Genomic DNA, 18,532 nt, shown 5'->3' with positions numbered 1-18,532 from the left:
GGCATGACAGCACCGGGCCGCGGCTAGCGACTACGTCGTGACGGCTCGGGCCGGTAGGGCCTGGTCCCGTGGGACGGTGTGCGCCGATCGCCGGACACCGCCAGCGCCTCGCTCAACTGCCGGACTTCGTCGCGCAACGCCTCGATCTGGTCTGCCGTGGCGGTGTTGGACGCGGTGTTGTCCTCCGAAACGCGCTGCACGATCCACGACGCGACGGTGGCGGTGATGACACCGATCAGGCTGATTCCGCCGACCATCAACAGCGCGGCGATGAACCGGCCGACGACAGTCACCGGATACTGATCGCCGTATCCCACGGTCGTGATCGTGGCCAGCGACCACCACACGGCATCGCCGAAGCTGACGATATTGGCACCGGGAGCACCCCGTTCGACGTCGAGAACCGCCAGCGACGAGGCGTAGACCAACAGCGTCGCGACGGCAGTCGCATAGACCACCACCCGGCCGCGCAGCGCGTTGCCGAACGCGCGTTGCAGGGTGAACACCAGCACCACCAGCCGTAGTACCCGAAGCGGGCGCAGGAACGGCAGTGCGACAGTCGCCAGGTCGAACAAGTGCCGGAAGAACCACCGCGCCCGCGCCTGCGCGAGGGCGAAGCGGACCACATAGTCCACGACGAACGTCACCCACAGCACGGTCATCACGGTGTTCAGCACTGCCCCCGCCACACCGCGCGGCTCGACGAGCACCTGCAGCGAATAGGTCACCAGGAACACCACCGCCACCGCGGCCAGCGGCCACTCGCTGTGGTGTTCCCATCGGCTCAGCCGCGGGTTCGGCTGGGAGGTCGTCATCAACTCATCCTTCGGCGTTGGCTACATGGGGATGGATAGTGCTTTCCCGTTCTGCGGCCCGGTCATGTGTCGTATGTGACCTCGGTAAACTGACCGGGGCACGGCGGCGTGGACCGCGGGCCAGGAGGAGACACCCCGGAGGAGAGACGATGCCGCACCGGCTCCGCGAAGCGGAGTGGACCGCGCGCGCCGCCTCTCATCGGCGACGCATCGACTCGTTCACGGCCCCGCACCGGCACCGCTCCCGACGTGGCGAAGCCCACCCGGTCTGGGATTTCCTGTTCACCTACTACAGCCTGCGACCGCGCCAGCTGCGGGTGTGGCATCCCGGGTACGGCGTCACGCTGGCCGGCCCGGCGGGGGCGGAATACCTCGACCGCGCCGGCTATCAGGCCACGCCCGACGGCGTGACCGTCGGCGTGAACTTCCTGCACTCCAGGCTGTCCACGGTCGGTTTCGTGGCCGACTTGCTGCGCAGCACCGCGGCCCGCGCGCCGCAGTTCGGCTGCTTCGGTCTGCATGAGTGGGCGATGGTCTACCGCACCGACGCGGTTCGTCACGGCGCGGTGCCGCTGCGACTCGGCGGGCCGGGTACCGATGCGGTGGTCGAGTCGATGCCGTTGCGCTGCACACATTTCGACGCCTATCGGTTCTTCACCGCCGCGGCGGCACCACGCAACCGCGGGGTACCGACCCGCGCCGCGCAGCGCGAATGGGAACAGCCGGGGTGCCTGCACGCGAACATGGACCTGTACAAGTGGTGCTTCAAGCTCGGACCGCTGGTGAATTCGGAGTTGCTGGCGGACTGCCTGGAGTTGGCCGCCGACGCCCGCGAACTCGACATGCGGGCCAGTCCCTACGACCTGTCGGACTTCGGGTTTGAGCCCATCGCCGTCGAGGAACCCGCCGGGCGGGCGGAATACGTGCGGTGCCAGGGAGTTATAGCCGAGCGCGCAGCGCCGTTGCGTGCGGCGCTGCTGGCGTGGTGTGAGCGCCTGCTGGGTGCGGGGGTGGCCTACGACACTCTGTCGGAGGGGTTCCTACCTGCGGGTAAGATGAATTGATTCTCGTGAGGGAGGACAGATGAGCGATCGCGTGCCCGTGGGCAATCTGCGTGTGGCGCAGGTGTTGTACGACTTCATCACCAACGAAGCGCTGCCCGGCACCGGGATTGATGCCGACAGTTTCTGGGCCGGGGTGGACAAGGTCGTCACCGACCTGACGCCGCAGAATCAGGACCTGCTCGCCCGCCGCGACGATCTGCAGGCGCAGATCGACAGGTGGCATCGGCAGCGGATCATCGGCGGCATCGACGCCGGTGAATATCAGCAGTTCCTCACCGACATCGGCTACCTGCAGCCTGATCCGGGCGACTTCAGCATCACCACCTCCGGCGTGGACGACGAGATCACCACCACCGCAGGCCCGCAGCTGGTGGTTCCGATCCTCAACGCCCGCTTCGCGCTGAACGCGGCGAACGCCCGCTGGGGTTCGCTGTACGACGCCCTCTACGGCACCGACGTCATCAGCACCGACGGCGGCGCCGAGCCGGGCACCAGCTACAACCGGGTTCGCGGCGACAAGGTGATCGCCTACGCCCGGGACTTCCTCGACAAGGCCGTGCCGTTGGCGTCGGGATCGTGGGCCGACGCGACCGGCATCAGCGTCGCCGACGGCGCCCTGGAGATCGCGCTGGGTGACGAGTCCACCGGTCTGGCCAGCCCGGAGAAGTTCGTCGGCTACACCGGCGACCTCGGCGAACCCGCCTGGTCGGTGCTGTTGGTCAACAACGGCCTGCACATCGAGATCCTCATCGACCCCGAATCGCCCGTCGGCACGACCGACAAAGCCGGCGTCAAGGACGTCGTGCTGGAGTCCGCGATCACCACGATCATGGACTTCGAGGACTCGGTGGCCGCTGTCGACGCCGACGACAAGGTTCTCGGCTATCGCAACTGGCTGGGCCTGAACCGGGGCGACCTGGCCGAAGAGGTCAGCAAGGGCGGCAAGAGCTTCACCCGTGTGCTCAACGACGACCGCACCTACAAGACGCCGGGCGACGGAGAGTTGACGCTGCCCGGACGCAGCCTGCTGTTCGTCCGCAACGTCGGTCACCTGATGACCAACGACGCGATTGTCGATGTCGACGGCAACGAGGTGCCCGAAGGCATCCAGGATGCGTTGTTCACCAGCTTGATCGCGGTGCACGGCCTCAAGGCCGAGGACGGCAGCCCGCGGCAGAACAGCCGCACCGGGTCGATCTACATCGTGAAGCCCAAGATGCACGGGCCGGACGAGGTCGCGTTCACCTGCGAACTGTTCAGCCGCGTCGAGGACGTGCTGGGCCTGCCGCAGAACACCATCAAGGTCGGCATCATGGACGAGGAACGCCGCACCTCGGCCAACCTCAAGGCCTGCATCAAGGCCGCCGCCGACCGGGTGGCGTTCATCAACACTGGCTTCCTGGACCGCACCGGCGACGAGATCCACACGTCGATGGAAGCCGGCCCGATGATCCGCAAAGGCGCCATGAAGTCCCAGCCGTGGATCAAGGCCTACGAGGACCAGAACGTCGATATCGGCCTGGCGACCGGATTCTCCGGCAAGGCGCAGATCGGTAAAGGCATGTGGGCGATGACCGACCTGATGGCCGACATGGTCGAGCAGAAGATCGGCCAGCCCCGCTCCGGCGCCACCACCGCGTGGGTGCCGTCGCCGACGGCGGCCACTCTGCACGCCATGCACTACCACTACGTGGACGTCTACGAGGTGCACAAGGAGCTGGCCGGCAAGACCCGCACCAGCATCGACGAGTTGCTGACGATCCCGCTCGCCAAGGAGCTGGCGTGGTCGCCGGAGGAGATCCACGAAGAGGTGGACAACAACTGCCAGTCGATCCTCGGCTACGTGGTGCGCTGGATCGACGCCGGTGTCGGCTGCTCGAAGGTGCCCGACATCCATGACGTCGCGCTGATGGAAGACCGTGCGACGCTGCGTATTTCGAGCCAGCTGTTGGCCAACTGGCTGCGGCACGGTGTGATCACCGAGGACGCCGTCCGGGAAAGCCTGCGCCGGATGGCGGCGGTGGTCGACGAGCAGAACGCGTCCGATCCCGACTTCAAGCCGATGGCCACCGATCCGGACAACAGCATCGCCTTCCAGGCCGCCCAGGAGCTGATCCTGGCCGGCGCCGCGCAGCCCAACGGCTACACCGAGCCGATCCTGCATCGGCGTCGCCGGGAGTACAAGGCCAGCACCGGCGCCTGACGGGCGCGTCCGCACCGCATCACCGTTGACAGGGAAGAGGATCAAGCACCGCCATGGGCAGGCACAGTAGACCGGGTCCCGGGGGTTCATTCGGTGACGAGCCTGCCGACGACAATCCGACCGGTCGCTTCGCCCGTCGCGGTGACTCCGACGCTCCCGACGCCCAGGACGCACCCGACGACACCGGCTCGTCGCCGCTGACCGACACCGCGCGGCGCAGAATCGCTTTCGAGGGCGGGCATCGCAGTGAGAGCGGGCGCCGCGGCGTGAGTCTCGGGGTGATCGCCGCGCTGATCACGGTCGTGGTGGTCGTCGGTGCGGTGATCCTGTGGCGGTTCTTCGGCGATGCGCTGTCCCATCGCTCGACCGACGCCGCCCAGAAGTGTCTGGGCGGCACCCTCAACGTCGGTGTGGTCGCCGACCCGTCGATCGTCGACGATGTCAGCAAGTTCGCCCAGGGCTTCAACGCCACGGTCACCCCGGTCGGGGATCGCTGCGTGAAAATGGTTGTCACCGCGGCCGACTCGGATCGGGTGATCGACGGATTCGTGTCCAACTGGCCCGGCGATCTCGGCGAGCGTCCGGCGCTGTGGATCCCGGCCAGTTCCATCGGTGCGGCGCGTCTGCAGTCCACCGCGGGGAAGGAAGTCGTCAGCGACGCCCGCTCACTGGTCAGCTCGCCGGTGGTTCTCGCGGTGCGGCCGCAGCTCAAAGATGCCCTGGGACAGCAGGGTTGGGCAGCGCTGCCGGGCTTGCAGTCCAATCCGACGGCGCTCGACGGCCTGAACCTGCCCGGCTGGGGATCGCTGCGACTGGCGTTGCCGACCGTCGGCGATGCCGACGCCACCTATCTGGCCGCCGAAGCGGTGGCCTCGGCGGCGGCGCCGCCGAACTCGCCGGCCACGGCCGGCATCGGCGCGGTCAACGGTCTGGTCGCCGGGCAGCCCAAGCTCGCCGACGACACCGCCGACACAGCCTGGAAGTCCCTGATCGGTTCCGGGGACCCCGGTGCGCCGGTGCACGCCGTGGCGATCACCGAGCAGCAGTTGTTCGCCCGCACGTCGTCGACGCCGGACGCCAAGAACACTGTCGCCGAATGGCTGCCGTCGGGTCCGGTGGCCGTGGCCGACTACCCCACCGTCCTGCTGTCCGGGACCTGGTTGTCCGAGGAGCAGGTCAGTGCGGCCAGCCAGTTCGCGAGGTTCATGCACAAGCCCGAACAGCTCAGCGCCCTGGCGAAGGCCGGCTTCCGGGCCGAGGGAACCAGCCCGCCGGGCAACGATGTGGTGAGCTTCCCGCAGCTGGGATCACCGCTGACCATCGACGACGAGTCGGTGCGGGCCACGCTGGCCGCGGCGGTGTCCACCCCGGCCACCGGGTCGGCCACCACGATCATGCTCAACCAGGCGATGGGTACCGACGAGGGCGGCAAGTCGCGGCTGGCCAATGTGGTGACCGCACTGACCAACCGGATCGGCGCGCTGCCGTCGAACGCGGCGGTCGGGTTGTGGACGTTCAATGGTGTCGAGGGCAAGTCGGCGGTGCCGATGGGGCCGTTGACCGATGATGTCAACGGGCAGCCACGCTCGGCCGCATTGACCGGCACGCTGAGCGGGTTGTCGCCGTCGGGCAGCGGTGCCGTGTCGTTCACGACGTTGCGGCTGGCCTACGGTGAGGCGCTGGCGAACTTCCGTCAGGGCCAGACCAATTCGATGCTGGTGATCACCCAGGGTCCGCACACCGATCAGACGTTGGACGGCCCCGGGCTGGTTCAGTACGTGAAGTCGGCAGCCGATCCGGCCAAGCCGGTGGCGATCAACGTCATCGACTTCGGTGACGACTCCGACCGGGCGACGTGGGAAGCGGTGGCCCAAGCCTCGGGCGGGACGTATCAGAATGTCGCGACGTCCGATTCGCCGGATCTGGCGACGGCCGTCTCGACGCTGTTGTCCTAGTCGTTCAGGCGAGCCGCAGTAACTGTCGGACGCCCGCGGTGAACTCGTCGGGCACCTCGATCTGCGGGTAGTGGCCGATCCCGGCCAGCTCGATCACCTCAGCCGTGGGCCGCAACTCCCGCAGGCCGGCCAGCACGTTGGTGGTGGCCACCGGATCGCCGGTGGCCCAGAGGAATCCGAGCGGCTTGTCCCAGTCGCGAACCGCCCCGTGCCACCGATCGGCGAAGCGCACCCGTTCGTTGAGGTAGGCGCACAGCAGGTTCAGGATGCGGTGGCCGTCGTCGCGTGCCAGCAGCGCCCACTGGGCCTGCGCCTCCTCGTCGGCCAGCGGGTGCGCGGCGCTGAACAGCTTGCCGAAGCCGCGCAGGAAGCCCCGTTCGTTGGTCAGCCGGGCGAACAGCGGGCCGAACGGGCCGCGCAGGATCTTCTGGCTGGGCCGCAGGCTGGCGCGCTCGATGATCACGCTGCCGTTGGTGAGGACGGCGCGCTGGATCTCGAAGGGCAGCGTGCCAGCGACGTCGCGGGCCAGCAGTTCGGTGGCCACCGAGGTGCCCATGTCGTGGGCGAGCAGCACCACCGGACCCGGTGCGGCATCGGCGACGACCTGCTGCACGATGTCGGCCTGCTCGAGCAGGCTGTAGCGGTGCGGGCGGGGTTTGTCCGACAGCCCGAAGCCGAGGAAGTCCAGCGTCAGCCAGGGCTGGTCCCCGAGGCGCTCGACGACGCCGCGGAAATCGTACGAGCTCGACGGGAAGCCGTGCAGCAGAAGCAGGGTCGGGGCTGCGGAGGGCAGGAGCGAAGCGACCCGGGAATCGGCAGAGCCGGGCGCTGATCGGACGAAAACGTTGCCGGCGCTGGTGGACAGCATCCGGCCACCCTCTTGCCACTGGCGAACGCTGGCAGGCAGCACAGGGTGACGCTATCAGGCATCGAGGCAGAACCGAGGGCGATGTTTCGGCCGAATGTTCGCCCTCAGTTCTGAATCGACGAGAATCGCTAGGCGAATGCCTCCACCGGCGGGCAGGAGCACACCAGGTTGCGGTCGCCGTACGCCCCGTCGATGCGGCGCACCGGCGGCCACACCTTCGCCCGGTTTCCCTTGCCCAGCGGGTAGGCCGCCTGCTCGCGGGTGTACGGGTGGGTCCACTCGTCGACCAACAGGCATTCGGCGGTGTGCGGCGAATTGCGCAGCGGATTGTCCTCGGCAGGCCACTCCCCCGAGCCGACCTTGTCGATCTCGGCGCGGATCGCGATCATCGCCTCGCAGAACGCGTCCACCTCGGCCAGGCTTTCACTCTCGGTCGGCTCCACCATCAGCGTGCCGGCCACCGGGAAGCTCATGGTCGGCGCGTGGAAACCGAAGTCCGCCAACCGCTTCGCCACATCGTCGACGGTGACGCCGGTGGACTTGGTGATGCCCCGCAGATCGAGGATGCACTCATGGGCCACCATTCCGTTCTCGCCGGTGTAGAGCACCGGGTAGTACTCGTCGAGGCGGCGCGCGATGTAGTTCGCTGAGGCGATCGCGGTCAGCGTGGCATCGCGCAGGCCGCCGGCGCCCATCATCCGGATGTAGGCCCAGGTGATCGGCAGGATCGACGCCGACCCGTACGGGGCCCCAGACACCGGGTGTCCCTTCGGCAGTTCCTCGGCCATCGGGTGGCCGGGCAGGAACACCGCCAGATGCGAGCGCACCGCCACCGGCCCGACGCCCGGGCCGCCGCCGCCGTGCGGGATGCAGAACGTCTTGTGCAGGTTCAGGTGACTGACGTCGCCGCCGAACTTGCCCGGCCGGGCCAGCCCGACAAGGGCATTGAGGTTGGCGCCGTCGACGTAGACCTGCCCGCCGGCGTCGTGCACCGCGGCGCAGATGTTGGCGATGTCGTGCTCGTAGACCCCGTGGGTGGACGGGTAGGTGATCATCAGCGCGGCCAGCCGCTCGGCATGCTCGCTGACCTTGGCGCGCAGATCGTCGAGGTCGACGTCGCCGTTCTCCCGGCAGGCCACCACGACCACCCGCATGCCGACCATCGCCGCGGACGCGGCGTTGGTGCCGTGCGCGCTGGATGGGATCAGGCAGACGTTTCGTTCGGTATCGCCGTTGGCCAGGTGATAGTCGCGGATGGCCAGCAGTCCGGCGTATTCACCCTGCGATCCGGCGTTGGGCTGCAACGAGATTGCGTCGTACCCGGTCAGCCCCGTCAGCCAGCCCTCCAGGTCGGCGATCAACTTACGCATGCCCGGGGTGTCACCGGCCGGCGCGAACGGGTGCTGCCTGCCGAACTCCGGCCAGGTGATCGACTCCATCTCGGCGGCGGCGTTGAGCTTCATCGTGCACGAGCCCAGCGGGATCATGCTGCGGTCCAGCGCGATGTCCTTGTCGGCCAGCGTGCGCAGGTAGCGCATCATCTCGGTTTCCGTGCGGTAGCGGTGGAACGCCGGATGGGTCAGGAATTCGCTTGTCCGCGAATCAATGTCGGGGCCGGCATACTCGCCCGCCAAGCCGGCGCCGAACGACTCCAGCACCAGGGCAACGTGCGCTGCAGTCGTGGCCTCGTCGCACGTGACCGACACGTGGTCGGCATCCACCCGCCAGATGTTGATGCCACGGCCCTTGGCCTCGGCCTGCACAGCGGCCGCGCGGTTCGGGACGTGCACCAGCACGGTGTCGAAGAAGGTGTCGTGCACCACCTCGACGCCGGCGGCGCCCAGGCCGGCGGCCAGTGAGCGGGCGTGCCCGTGCACGCGCCGCGCGATTCCGGTCAGACCTTGTGGACCGTGGTAGCTGGCGTAGGAGGCGGCCATCACCGCCAGCAACACCTGGGCGGTACAGATGTTGGAGGTCGCCTTGTCTCGGCGGATGTGCTGTTCGCGGGTCTGCAGCGACAACCGGTATGCCGCAGACCCATCTGCGTCCACCGACACCCCCACCAGGCGGCCGGGCAGCTGGCGGGCGTGCTTGTTGTGCACGGCAAGGAAACCGGCGTGCGGTCCGCCGAATCCCATTGGCACACCGAATCTTTGCGCGCTTCCGAACGCGACGTCGGCGCCCAACTCACCCGGCGGGGCGATCAGCGTCATCGCCAGCAGGTCGGCGCCCAGTGCCACCAGCGCGCCGCGCTCGTGGGCCTGCTCGACGAGCTTGGACCAGTCGGTCACCCGGCCGCTGGCACCGGGCAGCTGCGCGATGACGCCGAAGAACTCACCCTCGGGAAGCCCGCCCCGCAGGTCGGCGGTGACGATCTCGATGCCCAGCGGCTCCGCGCGGGTCGCGAGGATGGCCGCGGTCTGGGCGAACATGTCCTCGTCGACGGCCAGCCGGTTGGCCGATCCGCGCGACGCGCGGTGCATCAGCGTCATCGCCTCGGCGGCCGCGGTGGACTCGTCGAGCATCGACGCGTTGGCCAGATCCAGCCCGGTCAGGTCGGCGATCATGGTCTGGAAGTTCAGCAGCACCTCGAGCCGGCCCTGGCTGATCTCCGGCTGATACGGCGTGTATGCGGTGTACCAGGCCGGGTTCTCCAGGATGTTGCGCAGCAGCACCGGCGGGGTGAGCGTGTCGTAGTAGCCCTGCCCGATCATCGACACCGCGATGGTGTTGGTGTCGGCCAGTGCCCGCAGCTCGGCCAGCGCCTCATGCTCGCCCACCGCTGCGGGCAGCTGGTCGAGGCCGGGTGCGATGCCGTCGGCGGAGAGCGCGTCCAGAATGCCCGCAGGCAGCGCCTTGGCCGCCAGTTCCTCGAGCGAGGCCACCCCGATCACGTCGAGCATGGTGGCCAGCGCATCGGAATCGGGTCCGATGTGACGATCGGCGAAGGTGGGGGTGTGATTGGACCTTGCTTGTTTCGACATGGGGACTCCTGACGTACGGCGCAGCCGTCAGCGGCGTCCTCTCCCTCTGTCGTCCACCCGGACCGGGCGCCTGAGAGATTCGGTCAGCCCGCTGTTGAGCAGTGCTGCCTTTCCCCATGGGCGGGCGACCTCGGCGAAAAAACCGTGCCACCGCTTTCCAGAGGCATCGTGGCCATGCGCGGTCCGGGTGCCTGAGAGGTTGACGGAGAGGTGTTGCTCCTTCGGCGTCCGTGACTGGCTGCCACGAAACTCTCCCGCGCGAGGGCGATACAGAGGAGATTCTAGCTGCTAACCGATCTTGCGGTCGCGGCTCTTGCGCCGGGATGCCAGCTCGTCCTCCGGCGAGGCGATCGACTCGCCGCCGTCGGCCCGCTCGCCGGGGAAGTCGGCGATCGCGCCGGACAGTTCCCGCATGGCTCCGCTGACTGCGATACCGAACACACCCTGACCGCCCTGCAGCAGGTCGACGACCTCTTCGGCCGACGTGCACTCGTACACCGTTGTGCCGTCAGAGAACAGGGTGATGTTGGCCAGATCCTGCACGCCGCGCTGACGCAGATGGTCGACGGCGACGCGGATGTTGTGCAGTGAGATGCCCGTATCGAGCAGACGCTTCACGATCTTGAGGACCAGAATGTCCTTGAACGAATACAGCCGCTGGCTGCCGGAGCCGGCCGCGCCGCGGATGGACGGCACCACCAGAGAGGTGCGCGCCCAGTAGTCCAACTGGCGGTAGGTGATTCCGGCGATCTGGCAGGCGCTCGGCCCGCGATAGCCGACCAATTCGTCGGGAACCGAGTCGTCGGGGAACAGGCCCTGCTGCACCGGCTCACTCACCGGCGCGCCGGCGGGTGTGTCCGCCTCAAAGCGGCCATCGGAATCAGAGCCCGTGCCAGCAAGGTCCAACTGTCCCTGACGTGGCTGCTCGCCCACGATGCTTCCTCTCGCCGTTCGAACCTATGGCCCGCTGACCGCTCCACCAACCACGTTTGCCCAGTCCGAGTCCACCGAGCATACGCTTTTCGACGGGCAGTCGCGCTCGTCGTTCGCAATCAAAGTATGGCCGCCCTTGCCCGTGCGGACCGTCATCCGCCGCGCGTGTCGAACCGCTGCAGGCCAAGTGAGACGCATCCGTGATCTTGCCGGCCGGCACCGCGGTGATACCCGGTCAGGTCGCCTTGAAATCGTCCGGGGACACGCTGTCGAGGAATTCCTTGAACTTCTCGACCTCGTCTTCGCGGACCGCGCCGGTGGATTCCTCGTCGTTCTCGTCGGGGATGAGCAGCCCGGCCTCGGCCAGCACCGCCTCCTCCACGTAGATCGGCACTCCCATGCGCAGGGCGATCGCCACCGAGTCCGACGGGCGCGCCGACACCTTGATGTCGCGGTCGAAAATCAGGTCGGCGTAGAAGGTGCCCTCCTGCAAATCCACGATGCGCACCTCCTTGAGCGAATGCCCCAGTGCGCCAATGACATCTCGGAACAGGTCGTGGGTCAGCGGGCGGGTCGGCTCGACACCCTGCTGTTCATAGGCGATCGCCGTGGCCTCGGACTGGCCGATCCAGATCGGCAGATACCGGTCGCCGTTGGACTCCCGCAGCAGCAGGACCGGCTGGTTCTGGGGCTGTTCGACGCGAATGCCCACCACACGAACCTCGCCCATCTGTGTCTGACCTCCGCGCTCGTTGCAGTCCTTTGGAGTCTAGTCCTCAGCGGTCGAGAACGTCTCGTACAGCGGACTTGATCAGCGACGTGTGCAACGTGATTGCCAGAGCGGCAACCTCGCGCGCCAAGTCGTCCGCGCGATCGCGCGCCCCGGTCTTCGACGCCTTGCCCACCGGGCCGGCGATCTGCGCGATCAGATCGGACTGCCGATCGGCCGCCGACCGGAACGCCCGCAGATGCCGCGGTTCCACGCCGTAGTCCCCCAGCGCCCGCGCACACTGCGCGATCACCACCGAATACTCGTCGAACAACCCACCCGGGCCGGTGGTGATCACACCCGCTTTGCAGAGCGCGGTCAGCATCTCCTCGCCCACCCCGGAGCGCTCCAGCAGATCCTCCCGGCTCAACCGGACCTGGGTGCGCGCCACGTCGGTCTCGGCGTCGGCGGCAGGAGCATCCTGGTCGTCCGCCACCGTCACCAAACGCGGTACGGCGTAAGGCGATCCGACGTGCGGCAACTCGCCGTCCGGCTGGGCGTCGAGCTGAGCCTTGATGACCTTCAGCGGTAGATAGTGGTCGCGCTGAGCGGTCAGGATGAACCGCAACCGTGCGCAGTCGTACGCGGTGAACCGCCGATACCCCGATGCGCTGCGCTCCGGCGTGACGAGACCCTCGGCTTCCAAGAATCGGATCTTGGAGATCGTCACGTCCGGGAAGTCCGGTCGCAGCAGGTCCAGGACCGCTCCGATAGACATCCCGGCAAGCGCGGGACTATCGGGTGCGGTCACTAGCTTCCTGGACCGCCTTCATCCTCGGACGACTTCGGTCCGGTCAGGAACACCAGGCGGAACTTGCCGATCTGGACCTCGTCGCCGTTGGCGAGGGTGGCCGAATCGACGGGCTCGCGGTTCACGTAGGTCCCGTTGAGGCTGCCGACGTCGACGACCTGGAATTCGTTGCCGTCCAAGCGGAACTCGGCATGCCGACGGCTCACGGTCACGTCATCGAGGAAGATGTCGGAGTCCGGATGGCGGCCTGCCGACGTCGTCGCCTGGTCCAGCAGGAACCGCGAACCCGCATTCGGGCCACGCTTCACGACCAGCAGCGCCGAGCCGACCGGGAGACCTTCGACCCCGGACACCCCGCTCTCGCCGCTGGTTGCCGCCGGGGCGTCCAGCTCGTTGAGGAAGTCGGCCCGGAAGACGGACGTCGTCTCCACGGTGACTTCGTCAGAGTTCTGGTCCTTGTCGGTCACCCGCTGCTCCTTCACTGGCTGCCGTGGCTGTACTTGGCGGGAATCCGCACAAGGCGCCCGTCCGCCTCACCAATCACTTACGACGACCGTACCGCGCGGTGGTCGTCGTTGTGCCCACCACCGCCGGATCGGTGGCTGGCAGGCACCCTAACAATGTCATTCAGTCACTGTGTTCCGATAGGCGTCCGCGTCGAGCAACGCCGCCAACCCCTGTTCGAGGGTATCGCCGTCGACCTGCAACTCCAACAACCACCCCTGACCGTAGGGATCGGAGTTGACCAGCCCGGGGCTGCCTTCCAATTCGCCGTTGACGGCAATCACTTTGGCCGAGACCGGCGCGTAGAGATCGGACACCGACTTGGTGGACTCCACCTCGCCGAACGACTCACCGGAGGTGACGTCGCTGCCCACCTCGGGGAGCTGCACGTACACCACGTCACCCAGCGAGGACTGGGCGAAGTCGGTGATGCCGACGCGCACGGTGTCGTCACCGGTACGCAGCACCCACTCGTGCTCGGCGGTGTAGCGCAGGTCGGCTGGGATTTCGCTCACAGTGCTCCTCGGTGTCGGTCATTTTGACGGGCTGCTCATTTGACGGGCTGAGCGTATTGTCGCGCTTTCGGTTGCCGCAAGGTGGTGATGTCCACACGGTCGGACTGCGCGACGGTCATTCGGCCGCCCACCCGTTCGACGCTGTCGACGGCGCCGCCCGGGATGTTCATCGCGGCAGCCAGGGTGGGCGGATCGCCAATGGCCAGAACAGAATACGGCGGGCCCAGAGTTTGGGTGTCAATCACCAGCGCGCCGGGGCTGCCGACCACCCAGGTGTCGACCCCGACGCGGACGGCCTGCTGCCCGGAGCGGATCTCCATCGCCTCGGCGCCGGCGGCCCGCAGTTCGTTGATGACGTCGAGCATGGTTTCCGGCGCGACGCCGGGCCCGGGATCGCCGATCGTGATCGTCACGCCGGGCCCGGTCGCCCCGACCGTGCCGATCAGGATCGACAGCGCGGCCAGCCTGGCCTGCGCGTTCTGGATCGCGGCCTGGTCGCTGCTGCCCGCGGTCTGCATGGCCGCCAGGTTGCGCTGCAGGTCGGCCACCTCGGTGTTGAGCGTTGCTTCGCGCTGCTGCAGCGAGCCGAGCAGGACCAGCAGGTCGGCTGGGCGCGCGGTGTCCAGTGCGTCGCCGGTCTCGGTCTGGCGGGCCTGGGTGGCGATCGCCACACCGAGCATCAGGCACAGCACCACCCCGAGCGCGCCGAACATGATCTGAGTGCGACTGCGGGGCCGGCGCAGCGGGGCCGGGGCCGGGCCCGGCAGTTCGTGGCGGCCGTGTTCGTCGTCGGTCACCTCAGGCCCCGAACAGCCGGCGCCGCAGTGCGGCGGCGTTGCCGAAGATGCGGATGCCCAGCACGACGATGATCGCCGTGGACAGCTGCGTGCCCACCCCGAGCTGGTCGCCGACATAGACGATCAGCGCTGCCACCAGCACGTTGAACACGAACGAGACCACGAACACCTTCGGGTCGAAGATCTTCTCCAGGTAGGCCCGCAGACCGCCGAACACCGCATCGAGTGCGGCGACGACCGCGATCGGCAGGTACGGCTGGATGACCTCGGGGACGCTGGGATGCAACACCAGGCCCAGCACGATGCCGACGACGAGTGCGGCGATTCCGATCATCTGCTGAGACGCCCCCTACCGACCGATCTGCTTGGCAAATTTAATCTCCCGTACCGCGCTCGCCGGCAGCGACAGGCCGTCGCCGCTGCTCACACTGACCCCCACCCCGTAGGACACCTCGAGCAGCCGTAGGCGCTGCAGCCCGCTGCTCCGATCGAAGGTATCGCGCATCTCGCCCGGCGGCCCCACCGCCAGGATCGTGTAGGGGCTGCTGATCGGATGATTGTCGACGAGAATGGCACCGCCCGCCTGACGGATCGTCACGTTGGGCCCCATCCGCACTCCCCCGACCGAGATCGCTTCGGCCCCACTGGCCCACAGCGAGTTCACGGTCAGCTGCAGATCCCGGTCCAGGATGATCTGCCTGCTGCCGGCCACCCGCTGTTTGGACACGTCGGACAGATCGCGGCCGACGCCGGGGTCGGTGACTGTCACGGATAGGCCGGGTCCGATGACGGCGGTGGTGGCTGCGGCCAGGCTGAGCGCGTCGAGTTTGCTGAGCAGATCCCGGCCTGCCGCGTCGTCGCGCAGCTGGCGGCGCTGGATGCTGTCGGCTTGGCTGGCCAGCTCGTCGCGCCGCTGGGTGAGCCGGTCGGTGGTGCCTTCGGCGGATCGCACGCTGGCGGCCAGCACCTGCTGCGCGGCGTTGACGCCGGGCGCGGTGGTCCGGGCTTGCGCGACCGCGGCGGCGAACACCACCGCGATCAGTACCGCCGCCACCGCCTGCCAGGCCCGGTCGGCGATCGTTCGGCGGGACTGTCCGCTCGTCTCGCGGGCAGCGGCAGCGGCGGCGTAGCCGGGGTCGAGGTGTTCGGTGAGCAGCGAGCGCAGCAGACCCGGCAGCGGGATGAGGGCCGGCCGGCGCTCGTGGCGTTCACTGCGGCCGGCCCGCGGGTCGTAGCCGCCGAGCGCGCTGTCAGGTGCGGGCATCGCTGACGCCGGCTTTGGGCAGCGTGGTCACCACCAGACGGACTTGCAGCAGGTAGAGGACCGCCGACCACAGGTACATGCCGACACCCCACAGCAGGAAGCCCCAGCCGCAGGCACCGATCACCCGGCTCCACGTCGCGTCCCACTGGCCGAGCAGCACCAGCGGGAACCCGGACATCAGCGCGAACGTCGCCGCCTTGCCGATATAGGTGACCGGCAGCGCGGTGAGCCCGCGGCTGCGCACCACCGGCAAGGTGGCGGCCAGCACCAGATCGCGACCGACCAGCGTCGCCACCAGCCACCACGGCACGACACCGGCGAAGCCCATCCCGACGGGCACGGCCACCATGTAGACGCGGTCGACCAGCGGGTCCAGCAGTGCGCCGAGACGTGACGACTGATTGGGCACCAGGCGGGCGATCTTGCCGTCGGCCCAGTCGGAGAAGCCGCTGAACATCAGGATCGCCACCGCCCACCCATAGGCATCGGTGGCCAGCAGCAGGTACAGGAACACCGGCACCAGCACGAGCCGGATCACCGACAGGACGTTCGGGATCGTCAGCACGCGGTCGCGGCGGTCCATGGTGATGAACTTAGCCCTAGCGGAAGACCCCGGGCAGGCTGAGCGCCGACAACGTGTCGTCGTTGAGCGGGTTGTCGTGGACCATGTACGTCCAGGTCGACGTCGGGCGGGCCAGCTTCGACAGATCGAGGCCCTGCTCCTCTTCGAGGATGTTGGCGGTCTCGAAGGTCTGCTGGGCGGCCTCGATGGCGTCGGCGGCCAGATGCGCGAACGCGTCGACGGCCATCCGGTGGAACTCGTCGAGTGGGTTCTGCCTGCCCAGTGCGCGCAGGTGGATGCTCTCCCGGATGTCTGCCAGGTAGGCCAGGTGGTCGGCCCAGCCGCGGTCCAGGTGGAACAGCATGATCTGGCGGCAGATCGTCTCGAGCTGGTCGTCGTCGGACGTCTCGGCCAGCTCCTCGTACCGGTCGGGCGAGAGTTCCTTGAGTTCGTTGCGCGCGGCCGGCGTGCTCAGCAGGGTGTTGCGGCGCTCGACGATGATCGCGCGCTGCTGGGCGATGAGCTGGTTGTAGCGCCAGGTGTTGGCGTGGACGTCGAGCAGCCGACCTTCGGCCACCCGCTGGGCGTGGTCCAGCAGGGCACCGGCCTTGGGGCTGGTGATCCGGCCAGTCTCGTCGGCGTCGGTGGGCAGCTTGCCCTCGTCGAGGTGCGCGACGACGACGTCGTCCTCCCAGCTGGCGAAGAACACCGACGAACCGGGGTCGCCCTGCCGGCCTGCGCGGCCGCGCAGCTGGTTGTCGAGGCGCTCGGTGCGGTGCCGGCCGGTGCCGATGACGTGCAGGCCGCCGAGTTCGGCGACCTCCTTTTTATCGGCGGAGTGGTCGTCCGATTCGGAGCCGCCCAGCCGGATGTCCGTGCCGCGACCGGCCATCTGAGTGGACACCGTGACCGTGCCGAGCTTGCCGGCTTCGGCGATGACGGCGGCCTCTTCCTCGTCGTTCTTCGCGTTCAGCACCACCGCCGGAACGCCGCGGCGGACCAGCCGCTCGTGCAGCTCTTCGGACTCGGCGACGTCGTGGGTGCCGACCAGGATCGGCTGACCGGTGGCATGCACCTCGACGATGTGCTCCATGATCGCCTCGATCTTGGCCGCGGCGGTGATGTAGACGCGGTCGTCGGCGTCCTCGCGGATGTTCGGCGTGTTCGGCGGGATCGGCGAGACACCGAGCTTGTAGAACTGGCGCAGCTGCTCGCCGGCGGCCAGCGCGGTACCGGTCATGCCGCACACCGTCGGGTACCGGTTGATCAGGGCCTGCACGGTGATGGTGTCCAGCACCTCGCCGGTCTCGGTGGTCTCGATGCCTTCCTTGGCCTCGACCGCCGCCTGCAGCCCGTCCGGCCAGCGCTGCAGCGAGGCGATCCGCCCGCGCGAGGAGTTGATCAGCTGCACGGCGCCGTCGCGGACGATGTAGTGCACGTCGCGCTGCAACAGCACATGCGCGTGCAGGGCGACGTTCACCTCGGTCAGCGTGGTGGTGACGTGCTCCTCGGAGTAGAGGTCGATACCGCCGAGCGCGGCCTCGAGCTTCTTGGCCCCGTCGTCGGTGAGGTGCACGTTGCGGCTGTCGGCGTCGGTGTCGTAATCGATGCCGGCGGTCAGATCGCCGACCAGCCGGACGATTTCGACCTTCGGGGTCTCACGGTGGGTGGTGCCGGCCAGCACCAGCGGCACCAGGGCCTCGTCGACCAGCACCGAGTCGGCCTCGTCGATCAGCGCGACGTCGGGGTTGGGTGACACCAGATCGGCGACATCGGTGACCAGCTGGTCGCGCAGCACGTCGAAGCCGATCTCGTTGACCGAGGCGTAGGTGACATCGCACTGGTAGGCGGCGCGGCGTTCCTGCGCGGTCGACTCGGCGGTGATCCAGCCGACCGTGAGACCCATCGACTCGATCAGCGGCGCCATCCACTCGGCGTCGCGGCGGGCCAGGTAGTCGTTGATGGTCACGACGTGGACGTTGCGCCCGGCCAGTGCGTAGCCGGCGGCAGCGATGGCACCCGAGAGGGTCTTGCCCTCACCGGTGGCCATCTCGATGACGTCCCCGGCCAGCATGCGCAGCGCACCGGACAGCTGGACATCAAACGGTCGAAGGCCGGTGGCGCGCTCGGCGGCCTCGCGGGCGATCGCCAGAAACTGCGGGATGTCGGACGACGAGGCGAGGTCTCCGAGCTCGAGCAGCTTCGCGGCCTTGGCCAGTTGCTCGTCGTCGAGGCCCTTGGCCTTCTCGTCGAACTCGGCCGAGGCGTCCACCTCGGCCATCGATTGAGCCTTGGTCTTCTCGGTGGTGGCACCGAGCATGCGCCAGAAGCCCCGGCTGATCCGGCCGGGTCCGGCAACGCTGTCCTTGCGAGTTTTCGCCACGGGTCAACGGTACCGTCGGCGCCTTGGCCGACGGCGGAGCACTCGGCGCTGGTGCGTTCGCCGCGCCGTCCCACCCCGCGCGCCGCGCGACCGTCGTTCTCGGACCTGGCGGTTATCTTTGCGTCACTGCCCGCGGTTCAACCCGGGGACGGGTCTGACGACGCA

16 protein-coding genes and 1 riboswitch are annotated in these 18,532 nt (G+C 68.2%); of the genes, 3 read left to right on the top strand and 13 right to left on the bottom strand.

Annotated features, from left to right (window positions below):
- Positions 1-23: 23 nt before the first annotated feature.
- Positions 24-815: a potassium channel family protein gene (locus tag AB4879_RS24630; protein ID WP_370509675.1), complete on the bottom strand. Its 792-nt coding sequence runs from the start codon at positions 813-815 to the stop codon at positions 24-26.
- A gap of 149 nt (positions 816-964) precedes the next feature.
- Here AB4879_RS24630 and AB4879_RS24625 point away from each other — a divergent pair, with 149 nt between their 5' ends.
- The 3 genes from AB4879_RS24625 to AB4879_RS24615 are packed head-to-tail and all read left to right on the top strand — an operon-like array spanning position 965 to position 6,037.
- Positions 965-1,879 (top strand): 3-methyladenine DNA glycosylase, encoded by a 915-nt coding sequence (locus AB4879_RS24625; protein ID WP_370509674.1) that lies wholly within the window; start codon positions 965-967, stop codon positions 1,877-1,879.
- A 19-nt stretch (positions 1,880-1,898) separates the two neighbouring features.
- Complete coding sequence (locus AB4879_RS24620; protein ID WP_370509673.1) at positions 1,899-4,082, top strand: malate synthase G; 2,184 nt, start codon at positions 1,899-1,901, stop codon at positions 4,080-4,082.
- Between the two features lie 53 nt (positions 4,083-4,135).
- Positions 4,136-6,037: a substrate-binding domain-containing protein gene (locus AB4879_RS24615; protein WP_370509672.1), complete on the top strand. Its 1,902-nt coding sequence runs from the start codon at positions 4,136-4,138 to the stop codon at positions 6,035-6,037.
- Between the two features lie 4 nt (positions 6,038-6,041).
- On the opposite strand, the gene AB4879_RS24610 is transcribed toward AB4879_RS24615, so the two are convergent.
- The 12 genes from AB4879_RS24610 to secA2 form a co-directional block, all read right to left on the bottom strand.
- Positions 6,042-6,905, bottom strand: a complete 864-nt coding sequence (locus AB4879_RS24610; protein WP_370509671.1) for an alpha/beta fold hydrolase — start codon at positions 6,903-6,905, stop codon at positions 6,042-6,044.
- 128 nt (positions 6,906-7,033) lie between these two features.
- Positions 7,034-9,889 carry an aminomethyl-transferring glycine dehydrogenase gene (gene gcvP, locus AB4879_RS24605; RefSeq protein ID WP_370509670.1) on the bottom strand — a complete coding sequence of 952 codons (2,856 nt, stop codon included), beginning with the start codon at positions 9,887-9,889 and terminating at the stop codon, positions 7,034-7,036.
- Positions 9,890-10,058: 169 nt separating this feature from the next.
- Positions 10,059-10,156: riboswitch (glycine riboswitch) on the bottom strand.
- A gap of 21 nt (positions 10,157-10,177) precedes the next feature.
- Positions 10,178-10,822, bottom strand: a complete 645-nt coding sequence (locus AB4879_RS24600) for a MerR family transcriptional regulator (protein ID WP_102806342.1) — start codon at positions 10,820-10,822, stop codon at positions 10,178-10,180.
- A gap of 235 nt (positions 10,823-11,057) precedes the next feature.
- The gene (locus AB4879_RS24595; RefSeq protein WP_036344970.1) at positions 11,058-11,552 is read right to left on the bottom strand and encodes a bifunctional nuclease family protein; all 495 of its coding nucleotides are present in this window, start codon (positions 11,550-11,552) and stop codon (positions 11,058-11,060) included.
- Between the two features lie 46 nt (positions 11,553-11,598).
- Entirely contained in the window at positions 11,599-12,342 is a 744-nt protein-coding gene (locus AB4879_RS24590; protein WP_370509669.1) for a MerR family transcriptional regulator, read from the bottom strand.
- Positions 12,342-12,809 (bottom strand): glycogen accumulation regulator GarA, encoded by a 468-nt coding sequence (gene garA / locus AB4879_RS24585; RefSeq protein ID WP_233209206.1) that lies wholly within the window; start codon positions 12,807-12,809, stop codon positions 12,342-12,344. Before garA ends, AB4879_RS24590 begins: the two co-directional genes overlap by 1 nt.
- A gap of 156 nt (positions 12,810-12,965) precedes the next feature.
- Positions 12,966-13,361 (bottom strand): glycine cleavage system protein GcvH, encoded by a 396-nt coding sequence (gene gcvH / locus AB4879_RS24580; protein ID WP_102806344.1) that lies wholly within the window; start codon positions 13,359-13,361, stop codon positions 12,966-12,968.
- A 35-nt stretch (positions 13,362-13,396) separates the two neighbouring features.
- Positions 13,397-14,158, bottom strand: a complete 762-nt coding sequence (locus AB4879_RS24575; protein ID WP_370509668.1) for a DUF881 domain-containing protein — start codon at positions 14,156-14,158, stop codon at positions 13,397-13,399.
- A gap of 1 nt (position 14,159) precedes the next feature.
- Positions 14,160-14,492: a small basic family protein gene (locus tag AB4879_RS24570; protein ID WP_083119044.1), complete on the bottom strand. Its 333-nt coding sequence runs from the start codon at positions 14,490-14,492 to the stop codon at positions 14,160-14,162.
- A gap of 15 nt (positions 14,493-14,507) precedes the next feature.
- The gene (locus tag AB4879_RS24565) at positions 14,508-15,422 is read right to left on the bottom strand and encodes a DUF881 domain-containing protein (protein WP_102806346.1); all 915 of its coding nucleotides are present in this window, start codon (positions 15,420-15,422) and stop codon (positions 14,508-14,510) included.
- A complete protein-coding gene (locus AB4879_RS24560; RefSeq protein ID WP_102806347.1) occupies positions 15,409-16,005 on the bottom strand; it encodes a CDP-alcohol phosphatidyltransferase family protein in 597 nt (198 codons plus the stop codon). The genes AB4879_RS24565 and AB4879_RS24560 overlap by 14 nt, the downstream gene beginning before the upstream one ends.
- Positions 16,006-16,021: 16 nt before the next feature.
- Positions 16,022-18,304: an accessory Sec system translocase SecA2 gene (secA2, locus tag AB4879_RS24555; RefSeq protein WP_370509898.1), complete on the bottom strand. Its 2,283-nt coding sequence runs from the start codon at positions 18,302-18,304 to the stop codon at positions 16,022-16,024.
- Between the last annotated feature and the right edge of the window lie 228 nt (positions 18,305-18,532).

The organism is Mycobacterium sp. SA01 (assembly GCF_041287105.1).
Lineage (GTDB): Bacteria > Actinomycetota > Actinomycetes > Mycobacteriales > Mycobacteriaceae > Mycobacterium.
The sequence above is the reverse complement of the archived record's forward strand: the minus strand, read 5'-3'. Positions and strand labels throughout refer to the sequence as shown.